The 21,535-nt window shown below is 65.9% G+C and carries 20 protein-coding genes; 6 read left to right on the top strand and 14 right to left on the bottom strand.

What is annotated here, in order from left to right:
• Positions 1-57 precede the first annotated feature (57 nt).
• The 8 genes from atpD to N5D91_RS15785 form a co-directional block, all read right to left on the bottom strand.
• Positions 58-1,464: a F0F1 ATP synthase subunit beta gene (gene atpD / locus N5D91_RS15820; protein WP_010481327.1), complete on the bottom strand. Its 1,407-nt coding sequence runs from the start codon at positions 1,462-1,464 to the stop codon at positions 58-60.
• Between the two features lie 38 nt (positions 1,465-1,502).
• Positions 1,503-2,366, bottom strand: coding sequence for a F0F1 ATP synthase subunit gamma (gene atpG / locus N5D91_RS15815; RefSeq protein ID WP_006471334.1), 864 nt, complete (start codon positions 2,364-2,366; stop codon positions 1,503-1,505).
• 97 nt (positions 2,367-2,463) lie between these two features.
• Complete coding sequence (atpA, locus tag N5D91_RS15810; RefSeq protein WP_008266965.1) at positions 2,464-4,011, bottom strand: F0F1 ATP synthase subunit alpha; 1,548 nt, start codon at positions 4,009-4,011, stop codon at positions 2,464-2,466.
• 44 nt (positions 4,012-4,055) lie between these two features.
• Positions 4,056-4,583, bottom strand: a complete 528-nt coding sequence (locus N5D91_RS15805) for a F0F1 ATP synthase subunit delta (RefSeq protein WP_110713802.1) — start codon at positions 4,581-4,583, stop codon at positions 4,056-4,058.
• A 2-nt stretch (positions 4,584-4,585) separates the two neighbouring features.
• Positions 4,586-5,056, bottom strand: a complete 471-nt coding sequence (locus tag N5D91_RS15800) for a F0F1 ATP synthase subunit B (protein WP_005419512.1) — start codon at positions 5,054-5,056, stop codon at positions 4,586-4,588.
• A 106-nt stretch (positions 5,057-5,162) separates the two neighbouring features.
• A complete protein-coding gene (gene atpE, locus N5D91_RS15795; RefSeq protein ID WP_005411133.1) occupies positions 5,163-5,468 on the bottom strand; it encodes a F0F1 ATP synthase subunit C in 306 nt (101 codons plus the stop codon).
• A 73-nt stretch (positions 5,469-5,541) separates the two neighbouring features.
• A complete protein-coding gene (gene atpB / locus N5D91_RS15790) occupies positions 5,542-6,342 on the bottom strand; it encodes a F0F1 ATP synthase subunit A (protein ID WP_049466592.1) in 801 nt (266 codons plus the stop codon).
• 31 nt (positions 6,343-6,373) lie between these two features.
• A complete protein-coding gene (locus N5D91_RS15785; protein ID WP_006394654.1) occupies positions 6,374-6,739 on the bottom strand; it encodes a hypothetical protein in 366 nt (121 codons plus the stop codon).
• A gap of 459 nt (positions 6,740-7,198) precedes the next feature.
• Here N5D91_RS15785 and N5D91_RS15780 point away from each other — a divergent pair, with 459 nt between their 5' ends.
• Entirely contained in the window at positions 7,199-8,017 is an 819-nt protein-coding gene (locus tag N5D91_RS15780) for a hypothetical protein (RefSeq protein WP_110713804.1), read from the top strand.
• 459 nt (positions 8,018-8,476) lie between these two features.
• Here the strand turns inward: N5D91_RS15780 and lpdA are convergent, their stop codons facing one another.
• The 3 genes from lpdA to N5D91_RS15765 all read right to left on the bottom strand — a co-directional run bounded on the left by lpdA (position 8,477) and on the right by N5D91_RS15765 (position 12,779).
• Positions 8,477-10,285 (bottom strand): dihydrolipoyl dehydrogenase, encoded by a 1,809-nt coding sequence (lpdA, locus tag N5D91_RS15775; protein WP_180855303.1) that lies wholly within the window; start codon positions 10,283-10,285, stop codon positions 8,477-8,479.
• A gap of 107 nt (positions 10,286-10,392) precedes the next feature.
• Positions 10,393-12,096: a dihydrolipoyllysine-residue acetyltransferase gene (gene aceF / locus N5D91_RS15770; RefSeq protein ID WP_180855306.1), complete on the bottom strand. Its 1,704-nt coding sequence runs from the start codon at positions 12,094-12,096 to the stop codon at positions 10,393-10,395.
• Positions 12,097-12,209: 113 nt separating this feature from the next.
• Complete coding sequence (locus tag N5D91_RS15765) at positions 12,210-12,779, bottom strand: DNA-deoxyinosine glycosylase (protein WP_180855308.1); 570 nt, start codon at positions 12,777-12,779, stop codon at positions 12,210-12,212.
• Positions 12,780-12,965: 186 nt separating this feature from the next.
• Between N5D91_RS15765 and N5D91_RS15760 the strand changes: the two genes are divergently transcribed.
• From N5D91_RS15760 to glpK, 3 genes are all read left to right on the top strand, one after another.
• The gene (locus N5D91_RS15760) at positions 12,966-13,601 is read left to right on the top strand and encodes an OmpW family outer membrane protein (RefSeq protein ID WP_110713810.1); all 636 of its coding nucleotides are present in this window, start codon (positions 12,966-12,968) and stop codon (positions 13,599-13,601) included.
• Positions 13,602-13,787: 186 nt separating this feature from the next.
• Entirely contained in the window at positions 13,788-15,290 is a 1,503-nt protein-coding gene (gene glpD / locus N5D91_RS15755; RefSeq protein ID WP_180855309.1) for a glycerol-3-phosphate dehydrogenase, read from the top strand.
• Positions 15,291-15,395: 105 nt separating this feature from the next.
• Entirely contained in the window at positions 15,396-16,895 is a 1,500-nt protein-coding gene (gene glpK / locus N5D91_RS15750; protein ID WP_110713814.1) for a glycerol kinase GlpK, read from the top strand.
• Positions 16,896-16,907: 12 nt separating this feature from the next.
• On the opposite strand, the gene N5D91_RS15745 is transcribed toward glpK, so the two are convergent.
• Complete coding sequence (locus N5D91_RS15745; protein WP_032129055.1) at positions 16,908-17,702, bottom strand: MetQ/NlpA family ABC transporter substrate-binding protein; 795 nt, start codon at positions 17,700-17,702, stop codon at positions 16,908-16,910.
• A gap of 26 nt (positions 17,703-17,728) precedes the next feature.
• Positions 17,729-18,700, bottom strand: coding sequence for a YafY family protein (locus N5D91_RS15740; RefSeq protein WP_126930096.1), 972 nt, complete (start codon positions 18,698-18,700; stop codon positions 17,729-17,731).
• 81 nt (positions 18,701-18,781) lie between these two features.
• Here N5D91_RS15740 and N5D91_RS15735 point away from each other — a divergent pair, with 81 nt between their 5' ends.
• Together N5D91_RS15735 and N5D91_RS15730 are read left to right on the top strand one after the other, a co-directional pair.
• Entirely contained in the window at positions 18,782-19,384 is a 603-nt protein-coding gene (locus N5D91_RS15735; protein ID WP_110713818.1) for a hypothetical protein, read from the top strand.
• A gap of 106 nt (positions 19,385-19,490) precedes the next feature.
• The gene (locus N5D91_RS15730; protein ID WP_049448000.1) at positions 19,491-20,267 is read left to right on the top strand and encodes a DUF481 domain-containing protein; all 777 of its coding nucleotides are present in this window, start codon (positions 19,491-19,493) and stop codon (positions 20,265-20,267) included.
• 115 nt (positions 20,268-20,382) lie between these two features.
• Here N5D91_RS15730 and hemC read toward each other — a convergent pair whose 3' ends face one another.
• A complete protein-coding gene (gene hemC, locus N5D91_RS15725) occupies positions 20,383-21,294 on the bottom strand; it encodes a hydroxymethylbilane synthase (RefSeq protein WP_153854580.1) in 912 nt (303 codons plus the stop codon).
• Positions 21,295-21,535: the final 241 nt, after the last annotated feature.

The following is a 21,535-nucleotide window of genomic DNA, read 5'->3' as shown; positions in this document are numbered from 1 at the left end:
GGGCGGTTGCCCGGCGCCGGCGTCAGGTCGGGCAGGATCGCTCCCGCCCGTCCCGGATCAGGCCTTCTCGGCCATCTTCTTGGCCTTCTCGACCGCTTCTTCGATGCCGCCGACCATGTAGAACGCCTGCTCCGGCAGGTGGTCGTACTCGCCATCGACGATGGCCTTGAAGCCACGGATGGTGTCCTTCAGCGGCACGTACTTGCCCGGCGAACCGGTGAACACTTCGGCCACGTGGAACGGCTGGCTGAAGAAGCGCTCGATCTTACGGGCGCGCGACACGGCCTGCTTGTCCTCTTCGGACAGCTCGTCCATGCCCAGGATCGCGATGATGTCCTTCAGTTCCTTGTACTTCTGCAGGGTCTGCTGGACGCGCTGGGCGGTGTCGTAGTGCTCGTGGCCGATGACCAGCGGATCCATCTGGCGGCTGGTGGAGTCCAGCGGATCGACGGCCGGGTAGATACCCAGCGAGGCGATCGAACGCGACAGGGTAACGGTCGAGTCCAGGTGGGCGAAGGTGGTCGCCGGCGACGGGTCGGTCAGGTCGTCCGCGGGAACGTAGACGGCCTGGATCGAGGTGATCGAACCGTTCTTGGTCGAGGTGATGCGTTCCTGCAGGACGCCCATTTCCTCGGCCAGGGTCGGCTGGTAACCCACGGCGGACGGCATACGGCCCAGCAGTGCCGACACTTCGGTACCGGCCAGGGTGTAGCGGTAGATGTTGTCAACGAACAGCAGGACGTCCTTACCCTTGCCGTTTTCGTCCTTCTCGTCGCGGAAGTACTCGGCCATGGTCAGGCCGGTCAGGGCGACGCGCAGACGGTTGCCCGGCGGCTCGTTCATCTGGCCGTACACCATCGCCACCTTGTCGAGGACGTTGGAGTCCTTCATTTCGTGGTAGAAGTCGTTGCCCTCACGGGTACGCTCACCCACGCCGGCGAACACGGACAGACCGCTGTGCGCCTTGGCGATGTTGTTGATCAGTTCCATCATGTTGACGGTCTTGCCGACGCCGGCGCCGCCGAACAGGCCGACCTTGCCGCCCTTGGCGAACGGGCACATCAGGTCGATGACCTTGATGCCGGTTTCCAGCAGCTCGGTGGCCGGGGACTGGTCTTCGTACGACGGGGCCGCACGGTGGATTTCCCAGCTGTCGCTGGCGGCCACCGGGCCGGCTTCGTCGATCGGACGGCCGAGCACGTCCATGATGCGGCCCAGGGTGCCAGCACCGACCGGCACGGAGATGCCGCGGTTGGTGTTGGTGGCGACCAGGTTGCGCTTCAGGCCATCGGTGGAACCGAGGGCGATGGTACGCACCACGCCGTCGCCCAGCTGCTGCTGGACTTCGAGAGTGATTTCGGTGTTGTCGACCTTCAGTGCGTCGTACACCTTCGGCACCGACTCACGCGGGAATTCGACGTCGACGACCGCGCCGATGATCTGAACGATCTTGCCCTGACTCATTGCTGCATCCTCTAAATGTGTGCTTTGAACGAACGCGGTCAGACTGCTGCCGCGCCGCCGACGATTTCGGAGATTTCCTGGGTGATCGCTGCCTGGCGCGCCTTGTTGTAGACGAGCTGCAGGGTGCCGATCAGCTTGTTGGCGTTGTCGCTCGCCGCCTTCATCGCAACCATGCGTGCCGCATGCTCGGAGGCGACGTTTTCCAGCAGGGCCTGGTACACCAGCGACTCGATGTAACGCGTCATCACGTGCTCGAGCACGGTCGCGGCATCGGGTTCGTACAGGTAGTCCCAGTCGTGGTGAGCGACCTGCTTCTCAGCCGGCGGCAGCGGCAGCAGCTGATCGAAGCTGGCCTTCTGCGTCATGGTGTTCACGAAGCGGTTGTAGACCAGGTACACGCGGTCGACCTTGCCTTCGGTGAAGGCGTCGAGCATGACCTTGATCACACCGATCAGCGACTCCAGCTTCGGCACGTCGCCGATGTGGGTCACGCTGCCGACCATGTTGACCTTCACGCGGCGGAAGAAGGTCGATGCCTTCTGGCCGATGGTCACCAGGTCCACTTCCGCACCCTTGTCCTGCCATGCCTTGGCTTCGCCCAGCATCTTGCGGAACAGGTTGTTGTTCAGGCCGCCGGCCAGGCCGCGATCAGAGGAGATCACGATGAAGCCGACCCGCTTGACCTGCTCGCGCTCGACCAGGAACGGATGCTGGTAGTCGGTGCTGGCCTGGGCCAGATGACCGATCACCTGCTTCATCGCCTGCGCGTACGGACGCGAGGTCTTCATCCGATCCTGCGCCTTGCGGATCTTGGAGGCCGAGACCATCTCCAGGGCGCGCGTCACCTTGCGGGTGTTCTGCACGCTCTTGATCTTGGTTTTGATTTCGCGTCCGCTTGCCATCTCTTGTTTCCCGTGGCGCGGGGCTGTTGCCCCGCGTTGTTCAACCGTTTGTCATCTGGTCCAGCGGAGCCAGCGGCTCCGCTCTACAGGACCGCGATTACCAGCTGCCGGTGGTCTTGAACTCGGCGATGCCCTTCTTGAAGGCACCTTCGATGTCGTTGTCCCAACCGCCGGTGGCGTTGACCTTGCTGACCAGCTCGCCCTGGGTGTTGGCGAAGTGGGCGTGCAGGCCTTCTTCGAACGCCAGCAGCTTGTTGACCGGCACGTCGTCGAGGTAACCCTCGTTGACGGCGTAGATCGACAGCGCCTGGTTGGCGATCGACATCGGCGCGTACTGCTTCTGCTTCATCAGCTCGGTGACGCGCTGGCCGCGCTCCAGCTGCTTGCGGGTCGCTTCGTCCAGGTCCGAGGCGAACTGCGCGAACGCAGCCAGCTCACGGTACTGGGCCAGCGAGATACGGATGCCGCCCGACAGCTTCTTGATGATCTTGGTCTGGGCCGAGCCACCGACGCGCGAGACCGAGATACCGGCGTTCACGGCCGGGCGGATGCCGGCGTTGAACAGGTCGGTTTCCAGGAAGATCTGGCCGTCGGTGATCGAGATCACGTTGGTCGGAACGAAGGCGGACACGTCGCCGGCCTGGGTTTCGATGATCGGCAGCGCGGTCAGCGAACCGGTCTTGCCGGTGACCTTGCCTTCGGTGAACTTCTCGACGTATTCCTCGGACACGCGGGCAGCGCGTTCCAGCAGGCGCGAGTGCAGGTAGAACACGTCACCCGGGTAGGCTTCACGGCCCGGCGGGCGCTTCAGCAGCAGCGAGATCTGGCGGTAGGCAACGGCCTGCTTGGACAGATCGTCGTACACGATCAGCGCGTCTTCGCCGCGGTCCATGAAGTACTCACCCATGGTGCAGCCCGAGTAGGCGCTGATGTACTGCATGGCAGCCGATTCGGAAGCGGTCGCGGCCACCACGATGGTGTGGGCCAGCGCGCCGTTCTCTTCCAGCTTGCGCACGATGTTGGCGATGGTCGAAGCCTTCTGGCCGATCGCAACATACACGCACTTGATGCCGGTGCCCTTCTGGTTGATCACCGCGTCGATCGCCATCGCGGTCTTGCCGGTCTGGCGGTCACCGATGATCAGCTCGCGCTGGCCACGGCCGATCGGGATCATGGCGTCGACCGACTTGTAACCGGTCTGCACCGGCTGGTCGACCGACTTGCGCCAGATCACGCCCGGAGCAACGCGCTCCACCGGAGCGGTCAGGTCGGTGCCCAGCGGGCCCTTGCCGTCGATCGGCTCGCCCAGCGCGTTCACGACGCGGCCCAGCAGTTCCGGACCGACCGGCACTTCCAGGATGCGGCCGGTGGTCTTGGCGACGTCGCCTTCGCGCAGGTGCTCGTAGTCACCCAGGACCACGGCGCCGACCGAGTCGCGCTCCAGGTTCAGGGCCAGGGCGAAGGTGTTGTTCGGCAGTTCGATCATTTCGCCCTGCATCACGTCGGCCAGACCGAAGATGCGCACGATGCCGTCGGACACGCTGGTCACGGTGCCTTCGTTGCGCGATTCCGCGGCCAGCTTGACCTTCTCGATGCGGTTCTTGATCAGTTCGCTGATTTCGGAGGGGTTGAGCGTGGTTGCCATCGTCAAGTCCTAGTGCCGGCAGCGGGGCCGGACGTTAAATGAATTCAGTTAGCGAGCGCGGTCTGCAGACGGGCCAGCTTGCCCTTCAGCGAACCATCGATGACCACGTCGCCGGCGTCGATCACGGCGCCGCCGATCAGCGAGGCATCCACCGCGGTGGTCACGTCGACCTCGCGGTTGAAGCGCTTGCGCAGCGCGACCTTGATCGCATCCAGCTCGCCGGCCGACAGTTCGGCCGCCGAGGTCACCGTGGCCTTGACCACGTGCTCGGCTTCGGCGCGCAGGGCGTCGAACATGCCGGAGATTTCCGGCAGCAGCGGCAGACGATGCGAGTCGGCCAGGATGGCCAGGAAGCGCGAGTAGGTCTCGCCGTGGGACACCGGCGCCAGCAGGGCGACGGCGTCGTCACGACCCAGCTCCGGGTTGGCGAGCAGGGCCGCCACGCGCGGGTCGGCGGCGACGTGGGCGGAGAACGCCAGGGCGTCCGACCACGGCGCGAACGCGCCTTCGTCGCGCGCGGTCGCGAACGCGGCGCGGGCGTACGGGCGGGCAAGCGTGAGGGCCTGGCTCATCCTTAGATCTCCGAGGCCAGCTCGTCGAGCAGCGCCTTGTGGGCGTTGGCGTCGATTTCGCGCTTGAGCAGCTTTTCGGCACCGGTCACGGCCAGCGCGGACACCTGCTTGCGCAGATCTTCACGGGCACGGTTGGCGGCGGCGTCGATTTCAGCCTGGGCCAGTTCCTTCTGACGGGTGGCTTCGGTGATCGCTTCGTTACGGGCAGCATCAACGATCTGGTTGGCACGCGCGTGGGCCTGATCGATGATCTCGTTGGCCTTGGTGCGGGCTTCCTTCAGCGCTTCGTTGACCTTCTCCTGCGCCTGGGCCAGATCTTTCTGGCTGCGGTCGGCAGCAGCGAGGCCTTCAGCAATCTTCTGCTGGCGCTCTTCGATCGCGTTCATCAGCGGCGGCCAGATCTTGGTCGCGATGATCCAGATCAGACCAGCGAAGGCCAGCGCCTGCGCAAGAAGGGTGAAATTGATATTCATGGTTAGCTCGATCGCTGGTTTCGGGGTGGACGCGCCGCCGTAGCGGCGCATCCGGCCTTCATCCGAAACCGGGTGCATCAGCACCCGGTCGTCTCAAACCGCTGTATCAGCCGGCCAGAGCCTTGGTGACGGCGCCAGCAAAGGCAGCCGACAGCGGGTTGGCGAAGGCCAGCAGCAGGCCAACGGCGACCGAGATGATGAACGCGGCGTCGATCAGGCCGGCGGTGATGAACATGCGGACCTGCAGGACCGGGATCAGTTCCGGCTGGCGGGCGGCCGACTCCAGGAACTTACCAGCCATGATGGCCAGACCCAGACCGGCGCCCAGCGCGGCCAGGCCGATCATGATGCCGACGGCAAGGGCGGTGGAGCTCTGAATCTGCGCGAAGTTGGTCAGGACGGCGAAGTACATGGTTATCTCCAGGAACTTAAGTTGCTAAGGGTGATGAAACGGATGAAGGTTGAAACGCGTTGAAGCTTGAAACTCAGTGAGCGTCTTCCGACAGGCTCAGGTACACGATCGACAGCATCATGAAGATGAAGGCCTGCAGCGGGATCACCAGCAGGTGGAACAGCATCCAGCCGAGGCCGAACGCACCACCGGCAATGGCACCGAAGAAACCGGCACCACCCAGCACCCAGATCAGCAGGAACACGATTTCGCCGCCGAACATGTTGCCGAACAGTCGCATCGCCAGCGAGATCGGCTTGCTCAGCCACTCGACGATGTTGAGGATCAGGTTGAACGGCATCATCCACTTGCCGAACGGCGCCGTCAGGAATTCCTTGATGAAGCCAAGCAGGCCCTTGGACTTCAGCGCGAAGAACAGCATCAGGAAGAACACGCTGATGGCCATGCCCAGGGTGGCGTTGACGTCGGCGGTCGGCACCGGCTTCCAGTAGTGGATGCCCGCCCATTCCAGCGGCTTGGCGATGAAATCGGCCGGGATCATCTTGATCAGGTTCATCATCAGGATCCAGAAGAAGATCGTGATGGCGATCGGCGTGACCAGCTTGCTCTTGCCGTGGTAGGTATCCTTGGCCTGGCGGTCGACGAACTCCAGGCAGATCTCGACGAAGGCCTGCCACTTGCCCGGCACGCCGGCGGTGGCCTTGCGGGTCCCCAGCCAGAACGCGACCACGATCACCAGGCCCATCAGGACCGCGGTGAGGAAGGTATCGACGTGGATATGCCAGAACATACCCTCACCCTTGCCGACCGGCGCGGTCAGGTTGTGCAGGTGATGCTGGATGTAGCTGGTAGGGGTTAGAGCCTCGCCCGCCATGTGTCCGGAACCTTCAGTTAATTGAATTCTGTCAACGCCTGGCCATGGCCAGGACCTGGAACATCAAGCCGACGGCGATACCGGCCAACAGCGCCAATGCAGGCAGCTTGAAGACCAGGAACCCCACCAGCAGGACGCCGAAAACCACCACCCACTTGGCCACGATCGCAATGATCAGGCGAGCCATCGCCGATCCTGCGGCCAGTGCCCCACCGCCCAGTGCCATCCGTGCCGCCACCCAGCCACCGGCCGAAATGGCCACACCGGACGCCAGCGCGCCGAGGGCATATTTCGGACCTACCAGCAGGAAGGCCAGGGCCAGGACAGCCACTGCGGCCAGCGGGTAGACCGCGGCGCGCAGCATCAGTCGCCGACCCGCATCAACGGAGTTCAGCACAGGACGTCCCGCGTGGTTGCAAGTGGAGGGCTGAGGCGGCTAAAGCAGGGGGGCCTCATCGAGCCGCCAAATTATAGCAATGGGACAATTTGCGAGACAACCGCTCCCTGTTCATCCCGGGAGGCCGCAAGTTGCGGTAACGGTTACATTTTTGCGTGCCACCCTGGGGACAATGACGTCCGTATGATGTTGCAGCGCAGTATTGAACTTTGGTCGCAGGCTGCGGAACTTTCGCCGAATGCGCTGGTCCGATCTTTCGACCTGCCTGCAGCAACCTCGTCGACGCTCCGCCCCGCAGGTCCCACGATGGCCCCGAAGCCCGGCTCCGGGGCCATCTTTTTGCATCGTCGCGACAGCGCTGAACCGTGCACACCTCGTGGACCATACGTTCACGGATGGTGGACGGGCCTGTCCGGCACAGTGGTTTTCATTCTGATGAACCACTGCAAGGACTCTTCGATGCGCTCCGTACCCACCCTGCTCGCCCTCTCCCTGCTCGCCGCCGGTGCTTCGTTCGCCACTGCCGCCCATGCCGCCGAAGGCGATGACCGCTTCGCCATCCGCCTGGGTGCGATGAACATCGACTCGGACAACACGATCCGCGGCAAGACCAACGTGGCTGGCCAGGATGTCTCCCTGAACCAGGACTTCAAGCTGGGGGGCAAGGAATGGGAACCGCGCATCGATGGCATGTTCCGCATCAGCAATCGCCAGCGCCTGCTGTTCAACTACTTCAAGTACGACAAGGACCGCCGCGAGACCCTCGACCAGGGCATTTCCTTCGGCGGTGAGAACGTGCCGGCCGGCAGCTTCGTGAAGGGTGAACTGAAGTACCAGGTGGCCAGCCTGGTCTACGACTACTCGGTCGTCGATACCGACACCTTCGACCTCGGCCTGCAGATCGGTGGCGAGTACGCCAAGGTCAGCACCAAGGGCTACGCCGACCTGGGCACCGTGTACGACGGCCAGTTCCTCAACGAGAAGGCTGACGGCATCGCGCCGGTGGTGGGTGCGCGCATGACCTTCACGCCGTCCGAGCGCTGGATGATCACGCTGCAGGGCCAGTATCTCAACACGCGCTGGGGCAGCTTCGATGACTACAAGGGCGACCTGAGCCGCGCCAACGCCATCGTCGATTACCGCTTCACGAAGAACTTCGGTGTGTTCGCCGGCTACGACTGGTTCAAGCTGGACGTGGACAAGAAGGGCAGCGACGGCACTGTCGGCCTGAAGCAGGAATTCAAGGGTCCGGTGGCCGGCGTCAGCTTCGTGTTCTGATCCCCCGCCCCTTCCACGGCACTCGCTCTCCTGGCGCGGCCTCCGGAACATCGGGGCCGCGCTTTTTTGTGGGTTCCTGTCAGAAAAGCAGAAGCGGATTGGTCGAGCGCTTGAGGGAGCGGGGGCTGGGTGCGAATGTCCCCCGGCGCCGGCCTGCGGCCGTCACCTCCTCCTTTACTTCGCACCCAGCCCCCGCTCCCTCCGCGTGTCAGGCGTCCAGACGGCCTGGGCGGTGGCTCTCGACTGTCCGCAAGCCGAGCCGCTGCGCGGGTGGCAGGCGTTTGGACAAAGTAAAGGAGGAGGCGACCGCCGCAGGCGGACGGCGGGGGACATTTGTCCAAACGCCTGCCACCCGCGCAGCGGCCCGGACACTCGCGATGTGCTGCCGAAGGCGTCCCCACAGCCAACAAAAAACCCCGGCAGAGGCCGGGGCTTTTCGTTCGGAACGGCGCGGGCGCCCTACTTCTTCTTCGGCATGTACAGATCGGTGATCGTGCCGTCGTAGATTTCCGAGGCCATCGCCACCGACTCGCTCAGCGTCGGGTGGGCATGGATGGTGTGGCCGATGTCTTCCGCCTCCGCACCCATCTCGATCGCCAGGCCGATCTCGGCCAGCAGGTCACCGGCGTGCACGCCGACGATCGCACCACCGATGATGCGGTGGGTTTCTTCGTCGAAGATCAACTTGGTGAAGCCCTCGGTGCGGCCGATGCCGATCGCGCGTCCACTGGCGGCCCACGGGAACTTGGCCACGCCGACCTTCAGGCCCTTGGCCTTGGCTTCGGTCTCGGTCACACCGACCCAGGCGATTTCCGGGTTGGTATAGGCCACCGACGGAATCACGCGGGCCACCCACTCCTTCTTGTGGCCAGCAGCCACTTCGGCGGCAAGCTTGCCCTCATGCGTGGCCTTGTGGGCCAGCATCGGGTTACCGACGATGTCGCCGATGGCAAAGATGTGCGGCACGTTGGTGCGCATCTGGCGATCGACCGGGATGAAGCCACGGTCGGTGACCTGCACGCCGGCCTTCTCGGCATCGATCTTCTTGCCGTTCGGCGAACGACCCACGGCCACCAGCACGCGGTCGAAGGTGCCCTGCGCCAGCGCAGGCGCCTGGCCTTCCTCGGCCGCTTCGAAGGTGACGGTGATGCCCTTGGCATCGGCGGTGACGCCGGAGGCCTTGGTCTTCAGGTGGACTTCGATGCCCTGCTTCTTCAGTCGGTCGGCCAGCGGCTTGACCAGGTCCTTGTCGGCGCCCGGCATCAGCTGGTCCATGAACTCGACCACGGTGACCTTGCTGCCCAGCGCGCTGTACACGGTGGCCATTTCCAGGCCGATGATGCCGCCGCCGACGACCAGCAGCGAGCCCGGCACTTCGGCCAGCTCCAGCGCGTCGGTGGAGTCCATCACGCGCTTGTCGTCCCACGGGAAGTTCGGCAGCTTCACCGCCTGCGAACCGGCGGCGATGATGCACTTCTGGAAGCGCAGCAGCTGGGTGCTGCCATCAGCGGCGGTGATTTCCAGCTCGTTGGCCGAAACGAATTTGCCGACGCCCTGCACGCTGCGGACCTTGCGCTGCTTGGCCATGCCGGCCAGGCCCTTGGTCAGCTGGTTGACGACCTTTTCCTTGTACTCGCGCAGCTTGTCCAGGGTGATGGTCGGCTTGCCGAACTCGACGCCGAAATCACCGGCATGGGCCACTTCGTCGATCACCGCTGCGGCGTGCAGCAGCGCCTTGGACGGAATGCAGCCCACGTTGAGGCAGACGCCACCGAGGCTGGCGTAACGCTCGACCAGCACCGTATCCAGGCCGACGTCGGCGGCGCGGAAGGCGGCGGTGTAGCCGCCCGGGCCCGAGCCCAGCACGACCATTTCGCATTCGATGTCGGCCTGCTTGCCGCTGGACAGCGCCGGCTTCGGCGCAGCCGGTTCGGCCGGGGCGCGGTGCGACGGGGTCACCGGCGGCTTGCTGGCCGGAGCGGCCGCTGCCGGGGCCGGCGCGGCGGCCTTGGCCGGGGCTTCGGCGGCGCCTTCGGCGTCCAGCACCACGACCACAGCGCCTTCGGACAGGGTGTCGCCCAGCTTGACCTTGATTTCCTTGACCACACCGGCTGCCGAGGACGGCACTTCCAGGGTGGCCTTGTCCGACTCCAGGGTCACCAGACCCTGATCCTTCTTCACCGTGTCGCCGACGGCGACCAACACTTCGATCACCGGCACATCGCTGTAATCGCCGATGTCGGGAACCTTGACTTCAATCGTGGCCATGGTGGGTTTTCCTCGTGCCCGCGCGGCGGTGCCGGCGGGCTGTCACTGCATCTGTTCACGCGGCCGCGCCAGGGGCGGCGGCCACACGGTGGGGGCGAAGCGGTGCCTTACAGCAGCACGCGGCGCATGTCGGCCAGTACCTGCGACAGGTACGTGGTGAAGCGTGCGGCCAGGGCGCCATCGATGACACGGTGGTCGTAGCTCAGCGACAGCGGCAGCATCAGCTTCGGTGCGAACTCCTTGCCGTTCCAGACCGGCTGGATGGACGACTTGGAGACGCCGAGGATGGCCACTTCCGGTGCATTGACGATCGGGGTGAACGCGGTGCCGCCGATGCCGCCCAGCGAGCTGATCGAGAAGCAGCCGCCGCTCATGTCGGCCGGGCCGAGCTTGCCGTCGCGCGCCTTCTTGGCCAGTTCGCCGGTTTCCTGCGCGATCTGCACCACGCCCTTCTTGTCCACGTCGCGGATGACCGGCACGACCAGGCCGTTCGGCGTGTCGGCGGCAAAGCCGATGTGGAAGTACTTCTTCAGGGTCAGGTTTTCACCGCTGGCATCGAGCGAGGCGTTGAATTCCGGGAACTTCTTCAGCGCCGCGGCGCTGGCCTTGATCAGGAAGGCGAGCATGGTCAGCTTGATGCCGGCCTTCTCGTTCTCCTTGTTCAGCGCCACGCGCAGGCCTTCCAGGTCGGTGATGTCGGCCTGTTCGAACTGGGTGACGTGCGGGATCATGGCCCAGTTGCGGGCCAGGTTCGCACCCGAGATCTTCTTGATGCGCGACAGCGGCTGGACTTCGGTCTCGCCGAACTTGCTGAAATCGACCTTCGGCCACGGCAGCAGGTTCAGGCCACCACCGGCAGCGACAGCAGCACCGCCGGCAGCCGGCACACCACCGCTGAGTGCGGCCTTGACGAACTTCTGCACGTCACCCTTGGTGATGCGGCCACCCTTCTCGGTGCCGTTGATCTGCAGCAGGTCCACGCCCAGTTCGCGGGCGAACACACGCACCGCCGGGGTGGCATACGGCACCTTGGCCGGCAGCACGCCATCGGCATTGAACTGCACCGGCGGGCTGGAGGGAGCGCCGGCCGACGGTGCGGCGGCTGCCGGAGCAGGTGCCGCAACCGGTGCGGCAACCTGAGGAGCCGACGGCGCAGCCGCCGGAGCCGGAGCAGCGGCCTTGGCCGGTGCCGGTGCAGCAGCGCCCTCGGCCTCGATGATGGCGACCACGTTGCCCTGCGACAGATTGTCGCCGACCTTGACCTTGATCTCCTTGACCACACCGGCCACTGAAGACGGCACTTCCATGGTGGCCTTGTCGCTTTCCAGCGTGACCAGGCCCTGATCCTTCTTGACCGTGTCGCCGACGGCGACCAGCACTTCGATGACCGGAATGTCGGAATAGTCGCCGATATCAGGCACCAGCGCTTCAACCGCACCACCGCTGGCAGCCGGAGCGGCCGGCGCAGCTGCGGCCGGGGCCGGCGCGCTCTGGGTGGCGGCAGCCGGGGCAGCGGCCTTGGCCGGTGCCGGGGCGGCAGCCGCCGGCTTGGCGGCTTCGGCTTCACCTTCGGCCACTTCGATCAGGGCCACGACCTTGCCTTCGGACAGGCTGTCGCCAACCTTGACCTTCAGTTCCTTGACCACGCCCGCCACCGAGGACGGCACTTCCATGGTCGCCTTGTCGCTTTCCAGCGTCACCAGGCCCTGGTCCTTCTTGACCGTGTCGCCGACGGCGACAAGCACCTCGATTACCGGGATATCGCTGTAGTCACCGATATCGGGGACAAGTGCTTCCTTGATTTCGGCCATGGGGATAACTCCGGCAATCTGGTGTAGGGAAACGTCTATTGTGCGGCCAGCGGGGTCCAGCGCCAACCGTTACAGGTGTTTTCAGTACGCACGCAGCCGGGACACGCTGTTGCTCATGGGTTGCGGCCGTGACCAGTCGGTAGCGTATTGTCCGGACGATGTCCGCTTGATGTCGCCAGTGCGTCGGCCACCGGCTGCCAGGCCTGGCGCAGGCGCGGCAGCGACCACGCCGCATTGGCCGGGCTGGTGGACGGCAGTGCCAGCAGCCTGGACGGGGCCTCCAGCCGTGGCAGCACCCAGCGCTGGAACGCCTGCAGTGACGCAGCACCATTGCAGCCGATCAGCTCCAGCTCAGGGAGGGTGGCGATCAGTTCGGGCAGCGCATTGGTCACTTCCGTGCCACGCACGATGTCCGCATCCAGGCTGCCACGCCGCTCGCACTGACCGATCACATCCCACAGACCGATACCTGCGGCGTTCAACGCCTGCAGCCGCTGTGCATAGGCCAGATCCGCATCGAAACCGCAGATATCCGCCATCAGCGGCCAGAAGCGGTTGCGCGGATGGGCGTAGTAGCGCTGCTCCTGCAGCGACGCCACGCCCGGCATCGAGCCCAGCAGCAGCACCCTGCAATCCACGTTCACCTGCGCTTGCAGGCCGATGCACATCGTCGCCGCGCTCACATCTTCTCCAACTGAATGAATGCCACTGATGGCCGAAAACCCCATGAATACAGGCTTTTCGAGCTGATCGCTGAACAAGGAAAACTATTTTTTAACGTGCGTCGGATTCGATTCATGTTGGGGCGACTACGGTGTGCTCGCCCCGCAACCGGGGGCCCAAAACAAGAAACATTAGGAGATACCCCCATGCGCTCCATCCGTATCCTGAGTCTCGCCCTGCTGACCTCCGCCGCCTTCGCACCGGCCGCTTTCGCCCAGGACAGCAGCAGCACCGACACCGCTTCGGGCAAGCATTTTGCCGTTGTTGGCGGCATCTCGCTGCTGCAGCCGAAGAACGACCCGATCACCGGCGTGAAGAAGACCGATGGCGGCCCGGCGCCGACCGTCAGTTTCAGCTACTACATCAACGACAACTGGGCCGTTGAACTGTGGGGCGCCGCCGACAAGTTCGACAACAAGTTCAAGGGCCCGAACAACGCCCGCCTGGGCTCGGTCGAGCAGCAGCCGGTCGCGCTGAGCGGCCAGTACCACTTCGGCCAGGCTGACAACGTGTTCCGTCCGTTCGTGGGCGTGGGCTACTACCAGTCGAGCTTCAGCAACGAGAAGCTGGGCAACGGCGCTGACACCGACATCCGCTTCAAGGATGCCAAGGGCGTGATCGGCACCGTCGGCGTCGACATGAACATCAACTCCACCTGGTTCGCCCGTGCTGACGCCCGCTACATGCGCGCCCGCCCGGACGTGAAGGTTGGCGGCGAGAAGATCGGCGAAGCCAAGATGGACCCGTGGACCGTCGGCTTCGGCATCGGCGCCCGCTTCTGATCCAGGCTGCACCTGCTTCACTGATGCAACGCGACGGGCCCTTCGGGGCCCGTCGTCGTTTCCGTCACCTGCTGTCTGTAGAGTCGACTGTCAGTCGACTGCTCTTGTAGAGCCGAGCCCATGCTCGGCTATCGAAAAAGCAGTCGACTGACAGTCGACTCTACACACACAGGAGGCGGAGGCACGATGGACGACGTCGACCTGCTGGTGATCGGTGGCGGCATCAATGGCACCGGCATCGCCCGTGACGCCAGCGGCCGCGGCCTGCGCGTGCTGCTGTGCGAACAGCACGACCTGGCCGCGCACACCTCCAGTGCCAGCAGCAAACTGATCCATGGCGGCCTGCGCTACCTGGAACAGGGCGAGTTCGGCCTGGTACGCAAGGCCTTGGGCGAACGCGAGGTGGTACGCCGGCAGGCGCCCTATCTGGTCCGCCCGCTGCGTTTCGTGCTGCCGTGGGAACCCCACCTGCGCCCACGCTGGATGCTGCGCGTGGGACTGTGGTTGTACGACCACCTCGGCCGGCGCAGCCCTGCTTTTCCAGCATCTCGCGCGCTGGATCTGCAGCGGGATCCGCTTGGCCTCTGGCTCTCCCCGGATCTGCGGCAGGCCTTCAGCTACGCCGATGCGCAGGTCGATGATGCGCGCCTGGTAGTGCTCAACGCATTGGACGCCGCGCAGCGCGGCGCGCAGGTCCACGTGCGCAGCCGCTGCATCGAACTGCGCCCTGTGCAGGGCCGTTGGCAGGCCGTGCTGGAATCCTCCGATGGCCAGCGGCATGTGACCGCGCGCGCCATCGCCAATGCGGCGGGCCCATGGGCCGGCGGTCTGCTGGAGCAGATGGAGGCACGCAGCGGCGGCCCCACGCTGCGGCTGGTGCAGGGCAGCCACATCGTGCTGCGCCGTTCCTGGCCCGATGACAGTGCCTGCCTGCTGCAGCAGCCCGATGGCCGCGTGGTGTTCCTGCTCCCGTTCGCCCACGATCACCTGCTGGTCGGCACCACCGACACCGACTACCGCGGTGACCCGGCACGCTGCAGCGTACTGCCTTCCGAGGTGAGCTACCTGTGCGCATCCGCCAACCGCTATCTGCGCGAACCGATCACTCCGCAGGACGTGGTCTGGCAGTTCGCCGGTGTACGTCCCCTACTGGCCGACCCGGACCCACGTGCGGCGAAGCTGAGCCGCGACTACCGCCTGCAGCTGCAGTCCGATCCGGCGCCGGCGCTGCATGTGCTGGGCGGCAAGCTGACCACCTACCGCGTGCTGGCCGAGGAAGCGCTGGACCTGCTGCGCCCTGCCCTGCCACAGATGGGGCCGGCCTGGACCGCAGGCGGAGACCCGCTGCCGGGCAGCGACTGGGGCAACGCCGCGCAGGCGCGCTCCCGTCTGCAGGCACTGGCACCGTGGTTGCCCGTGGAGATCGCACGGCGTTGGGCCGAAGCCTACGGCAGCCGCAGCGCCGCCCTTCTGCAGGGTGTGCGGGGCATGGACGATCTTGGAGAGGACTTCGGCGGCGGCCTGCATGCGCGTGAAGTGGCTTTCCTGCGCGACCACGAATGGGCCTGGGACGCCGAGGACGTGATGTGGCGGCGGAGCAAGCTGGGGTTGCGGCTGGATGCTGCGCAGGTGGCGCGGCTGCAGGCGTGGATGCGGGGGCGGATCCCTTTCCCGCGGAAAGGGCTCTGACCCCGGTGTTTCCACGTGTGCCAACCAAGGTTGGCAGCTACCAGGGCGGCCGCGCGCGACGCGACCGATGCATTAGGATTTCCCCATCGCTACCGGAGACGCTGCATGACGCCCCGCTACGTGCTGGCCATCGACCAGGGCACCACCAGTTCGCGCGCGATCCTGTTTGACCGTGCCGGCGACATCGTCGGCAGCGCGCAGCGCGAATTCGCGCAGATCTTCCCGCACCCCGGCTGGGTCGAGCATGACCCGCGCGAAATTCTCACCAGCGTCTATGCAACGCTGACCGAACTGCTCAGCCGCGGGCAGATCGACCCGCGCCATATTGCGGCACTGGGCATCACCAACCAGCGTGAAACCACCGTGGTCTGGGACCGTGCCACCGGCCAGCCGATCCACAACGCCATCGTCTGGCAGTCGCGGCAGAGCCACGCCATCTGCGAGCGGCTGAAGTCCGAAGGGCATGAGGCGCTGATCCGCGAGCGCACCGGCCTGCTGATCGACGCCTATTTCTCCGCCACCAAGGTGCGCTGGATCCTCGACCACGTGGAGGGCGCGCAGCAGCGCGCCGAACGTGGCGAGCTGCTGTTCGGCACCATCGACAGCTGGCTGGTCTGGAACCTCAGCGGCGGCCAGGCGCACGTGACCGACTACAGCAACGCGGCGCGCACGCTGCTGTTCAACATCCACACGCTGGACTGGGATGACGACCTGCTGGCGCTGCTGGACATCCCGCGCGCGATGCTGCCGCAGGTGCGCGATTCCAGCGCGGTGTACGCGCATACCCGGCCGCAGTTCTTCTTCGATCACCCGATTCCGATCGCCGGCATTGCCGGTGACCAGCAGGCGGCGCTGTTCGGCCAGGCCTGCTTCCAGCCGGGCATGGTCAAGAACACCTATGGCACCGGCTGTTTCATGCTGATGCACACCGGCGCGCAGGCGGTGCGTTCGCGCAATGGCCTGCTGACCACCATCGCCTGGGGCCTGGACGGGCGCGTGGAATATGCGCTGGAAGGCTCGATCTTCATCGCCGGCTCGGTGGTGCAATGGCTGCGCGACGGTCTGCGGATGATCGAACGCGCCAGCGACAGCCAGGCGCTGGCCGCGCAGGTGCCTGACAGTGGCGGTGCTTACCTGGTACCAGCATTTGTCGGCCTCGGTGCGCCCTATTGGCGCAGTGATGTGCGCGGCGCGATGTTCGGCCTGACCCGTGGCACCCGCAAGGCGCACTTCGTGCGTGCCGCGCTGGAGGCGATGGCCTACCAGACCCGCGACGTGCTTGATGCGATGCAGTCCGATGCTGGTATCGCGCTGACCGAGCTGCGCGCCGATGGCGGTGCGATCGGCAACGACTTCCTGGCCGGTTTCCAGGCCGACATCCTCGGCGTGCCGCTGCTGCGGCCGCGACTGACCGAGACCACCGCACTGGGTGCGGCCTACCTGGCCGGCCTGGCGGTGGGGTTCTGGACCAGCCGCGAACAGATCGCCGCGCAATGGGGCCTGGACCGGCGCTTCGAGCCACAGATGGAGGTGGCGCGGCGCGAGAAGCTGTATGCGGGATGGCAACAGGCCGTGGCGGCCACCCTCGCCTTCCACGTCGACTGACGGTAGTGCCGGTCAGAACGCCGGCAGCACCGCGCCCTTGTACTTGGTCTCGATGAAGGCCTTCACCTGCGGGCTGGTCAGGGCCTTGGCCAGCTTCTGCACGCGGGCGTCGTCCTTGTTGTCCGGGCGCGCGACCAGGAAGTTCACGTACGGCGAATCCTTGCTTTCGATCGCCAGTGCGTCCTTGGTCGGGTTGAGGCCAGCGTCCAGCGCATAGTTGGTGTTGATCAGGGCCAGGTCGACCTGGTCCAGCACGCGCGGCAGCATCGCCGAGTCCAGCTCGCGGAACTTCAGGTTCTTCGGGTTGGCAGTGATGTCGCGCTGGGTCGACAGCGCGTTGGTCGGATCCTTCAGCTCGATCACACCGGCCTTGTGCAGCAGGATCAGCGCGCGGCTGTTGTTGCTCGGGTCGTTCGGGATCACCACGTCGGCGCCTTCGCGCAGTTCGGCCAGCGACTTGATCTTGCGCGAATACGCACCGAACGGCTCGATGTGCACGCCGATCACCTTCACCAGGTCGGTCTTGCGGTCGCGGTTGTAGGCATCCAGGTACGGCTCGGTCTGGAAGTAGTTGGCGTCCACCTGCTTCTGCACCAGCTGGTCGTTGGGCTGCACGTAGTCGTTGAACACGCGCACGTCCAGGTCCACGCCTTCCTGCTTGAGGATCGGCTTGACCACCTCGAGGATCTCGGCATGCGGCACAGCCGTGGCGGCCACCACCAGCTTCTGCGAGGGCTCGCCGGACTTGCCGCAGGCGGTCAGGGCCAGCGCAGCGGCGAGCAGGGGCAGCAACAGGGTCTTTTTCATGGGCGGAAGGGTTCTCGGGGGGAGTGTCAGGAGTTGTCGTAGTTGCTCAGGGCGAGCTCGAGCAGCGCCTTGGCCTGCTCACGCAGCATCACCGGCTCGACGATCTCGGCATCCGAGCCGTAGTGCAGCACGTCCATCAGCAGCTCGCGCGAGACGCTGTACGGCACCTTCAGTTCATAGCGGCCATCGGCCAGGAAGCGGCCCTGCTGCTTGGAATGCCAGTGCTCGTCGGCCACCCAGCGCGCGGCCTTGGCGCTGAACAGGATGGTCGCCCAGCCCTTCGGCGCACCGGAGAAGATGCCGTAGCTGGCGCCCAGCTGCTCGTCCAGCTCGCTGTCGGCCACGTCACGGGCGGTACTGTCGATCACCCGCGCCTTGTGGATGCGATCCACGGCAAAGCTGCGCAGGGCCTCGCGGTCATGGTCCCAGGCATCCAGGTACCAGTTGTCGCGGTAGTGGGTCAGGCGCTGCGGCGAGACCGTGCGCCGGGTCGGCTCATCGGTGGAACGCGCACGGTACTCGAACGCCAGCTGGCGGCGCTCAAGCACGGCGGAGGCGACGCTGCGGAAGCTGCCTTCGTCGAACTTGCGGCCACGGTGCGGAATCACCCGCACGCGGTCGACCGGCCAGCTGGAGACGCCGGCCTGGGCCGCCAGCAGGCTCTCGATGCGCTGCTGCAGCGGTGCCAGCACCGACGACAGCACGCCGCCGCCGGTCCGCGCCAGCAGGTGCTGCGAGGCCAGCAGGGCATGCAATTCCTCCGAACTCAGCCACAGGCCGGGCAGCTCGAAGCGGTCGCTCTCGTCAGCCTGGTAGCGGAAGCCCGCCTCGCCGTCGCCCTCGATCGGTGCCATCAGCGCATCGCGCAGGAAGGCCAGGTCGCGGTAGACGGTGGCGCGGGAACAACCGAGCTTGTCCTGCAGGGTCGCCACCGTCACCGGATAGCGCGCGGACTTGAGCAGACGATGCAGGGCGGTGATGCGTTCGTATCGGTCCATACCCCCGATTATGTCCGAGTCGCGGGTCTTGTGTGGGACGTTTGGGCTATCGTGTTCGCCCCCACCCCTCTGGAACACCCGATGCGCCGGTTGCCTGCCCTGTCCCTGCTGGCCTGCCTGCTGCTGGCCGCCTGCGATCGCACACCGGCACCGGCCAGTACCGAAGCCCCGGTACCGGCCGCGGATCCGGCGCAGGCGGTACTGGGCGCCAGCCAGCGCTTCGCAGCCCTGCGCAGCTTCCACGCCGAGCTGGAGGTGCTGGGCGCGCCACAGCCGGTGCGCAGCGCCATGGACTTCGTCGCCCCCGATCGTTTCCGGGTGCAGACACCGGCTGGGCCGCAGACCATCATCGGTGACACCATGTTCCTGCAGGCCGACGGTGCGGTCCGCCAGGTGCCAACCCCGCCGGGCCTGCTCGAGCAGTGGCGCAACCCGTTGCCGGCCGACGCCCTGCCCGCCGACCTGCAGGCCGAGGATCTGGGCAGCCAGTCGCTGGATGGGGTCGAAACCCGTCACTATCGGCTGCGCGGCGCCCAGCCCGGCGAACGCCTGGAATACTGGGTGGATGCGCAGGGCCTGCCGCGGCAGATCGTGCGCAGCGGCAGCAGCAATGGCCGCAGCTTCCAGCTGCGCCTGCGCTATTCGCGCTTCAACGACCCGGCATTGCGCGTCGATCTGCCCTGAATAGGCGATCGTGGCAACGTTCGCTGAAGCGCGCATTGGATCGATTCGGACCGCCATCACGCTTCCAGTATCATCACCGGCTGTCAATCGCTTCGGAGAAGCCCCGATGTCCCTGCGCGTGTCCCTGCTGATCCCCCTGCTGCTGTGCGCGCCTCTCGCGTATGCGCAGGATGCCTCCGAGCTGGCGGCGATGTCCTCGCCGTGGAGCGGCAGTGGCGGCGAGCTCGGTTTCGCCTCGGCACGTGGCAACAGCAGCACCGAGAGCTTCAACGGTCGCCTCCGCCTGCGTTACACCGACGGCGACTGGGTGCACAGCATGGACCTGTTCGGCCTGCGCTCCAGCTCCAAGGTGACCGAGACCAACGACGACGGCACCACCACCCGCCGCAACAACACCACCGCCAACCGCTACACCGGCAGTGCCGGCAGCGCGCTGCAGCTGGGCGAGCACCGCCAGCTGACCGCGACGGTACGTACCGAACGCGATGACTTCGCCACCTACGACCGCCAGAGTTCGTTCGGTCTGGGTTACGGCACCCGCCTGTGGAACACCGAGCGCTTCTCGTTCGACGCGCAGATCGGCCCCGGTGTGCGTCGTACCCACAGCACCGAGGACGACCGCACCCGTACCGGCATGATCGGCCGCGGCCTGTTCGACATGAAGTACTCGCTGACCGACAACACCGACCTGGTCAACACGCTGCTGGTCGAATCCGGTTCGTACAACACCTTCGGCCAGAACGACTTCGGCGTTTCGGTGAGCATGAACGAACACCTGGCGCTGAAGGCCGGCTGGCAGGCGCGTTACAACAGTGACGTGGCCGAGGACAAGCGCAAGACCGATACGCTGACCACGATGAACGTGGTCTACAAGTTCAAGTAAGAAACGGGCGCCAAAGGCGCCCGTTCTTCTTCCGGTAGTGCCGGCCGCTGGCCGGCAACTGCATTCAACCGGGGGCGCGAGGTTGCCGGCCAGCGGCCGGCACTACCTGCAATGCTCAGACGTTCAGCAGTTCGCCGGCACCGGCATCCAGCAGCATCGTCGCCACGCGCTGGCCCAGTGCTTCCGGGTCGCTGGCCGGCCCTACGGCCTCGGCACGCACCGCACGACCATCACTGGCACTACCGACCAGGCCCTGCAGGTGCAGGTCGGTGCCCTGCCACTGCGCGATCGCCGCCACCGGCACGTGGCAGCTGCCATGCAACGCACGGTTCATCGCCCGCTCGGCTTCCACGCAGGCACGGGTTTCCGCGTCATCCAGGCCGGCGAACAGCGCCATCAAGCGCGCGTTGCCACCATCGCACTCCACCGCCACCGCGCCCTGCGCCGGAGCCGGCAGCCACTGCGGTGGTTGCAGGCGCGCGACGATGCGCTCGCCCAGGCCCAGACGCTCCAGGCCGGCCACGGCCAGCACGATGGCGTCGTAGCCACCGTTGTCGAGTTTGGCCAAGCGGGTGTTGACGTTGCCACGCAGGTCCAGCAGTTCCAGGTCCGGGCGCAGCGCGCGCAGCTGGGCCTGGCGGCGCAGCGACGAGGTACCGACCCGCGCACCGATCGGCAGCGCGTCCAGCGAGGCGTACAGGTTGGAGACGAAACCATCGGCCGGATCGTGGCGGGTCAGCATTGCCGGCAACGCGAACGGTGCGTCCAGCTCCATCGGCACATCCTTCAGCGAGTGCACGGCGCAGTCGGCCTCGCCACGCAGCATGGCCAACTCCAGCTCCTTCAGGAACAGGCCCTTGCCACCGATGGCGGCCAGCGAGCGGTCCAGCACCTCGTCGCCGCGGGTGCTCATCGGCACCAGTTCCACATGCAGGCCGGGATGGGCCTGGCGCAGGCGGTCGGCGACGTGTTCGCTCTGCCAGAGGGCGAGCGGGCTCTTGCGGGTGGCGATGCGGACGGTTTCCATCCCGTCATTATCGCGCCTTCGGCGCGGATACGGCCAACGGCGGAGCCCCTCGTGGCTGCTGCATCGGCTGAATCTATGGCGCTTGGCCGGGGCGGTGGGGTCATGCGGGGGCGCCGTAAACCCGTCCTTGGGGGCTTGGCCGCGGCATCCATGCCGCGGACACCCCGCCTGCCCCCACCGCCCCGGCCTCTGACAGTTTCCGTGCGCGTCAGCCACGGAAGATCAAAAGAAAAAAAAAGCA

This window comes from Stenotrophomonas sp. GD03794 (genome assembly GCF_029842145.1).
GTDB classification, from domain to species: domain Bacteria; phylum Pseudomonadota; class Gammaproteobacteria; order Xanthomonadales; family Xanthomonadaceae; genus Stenotrophomonas; species Stenotrophomonas riyadhensis.
The sequence above is the reverse complement of the archived record's forward strand: the minus strand, read 5'-3'. Positions and strand labels throughout refer to the sequence as shown.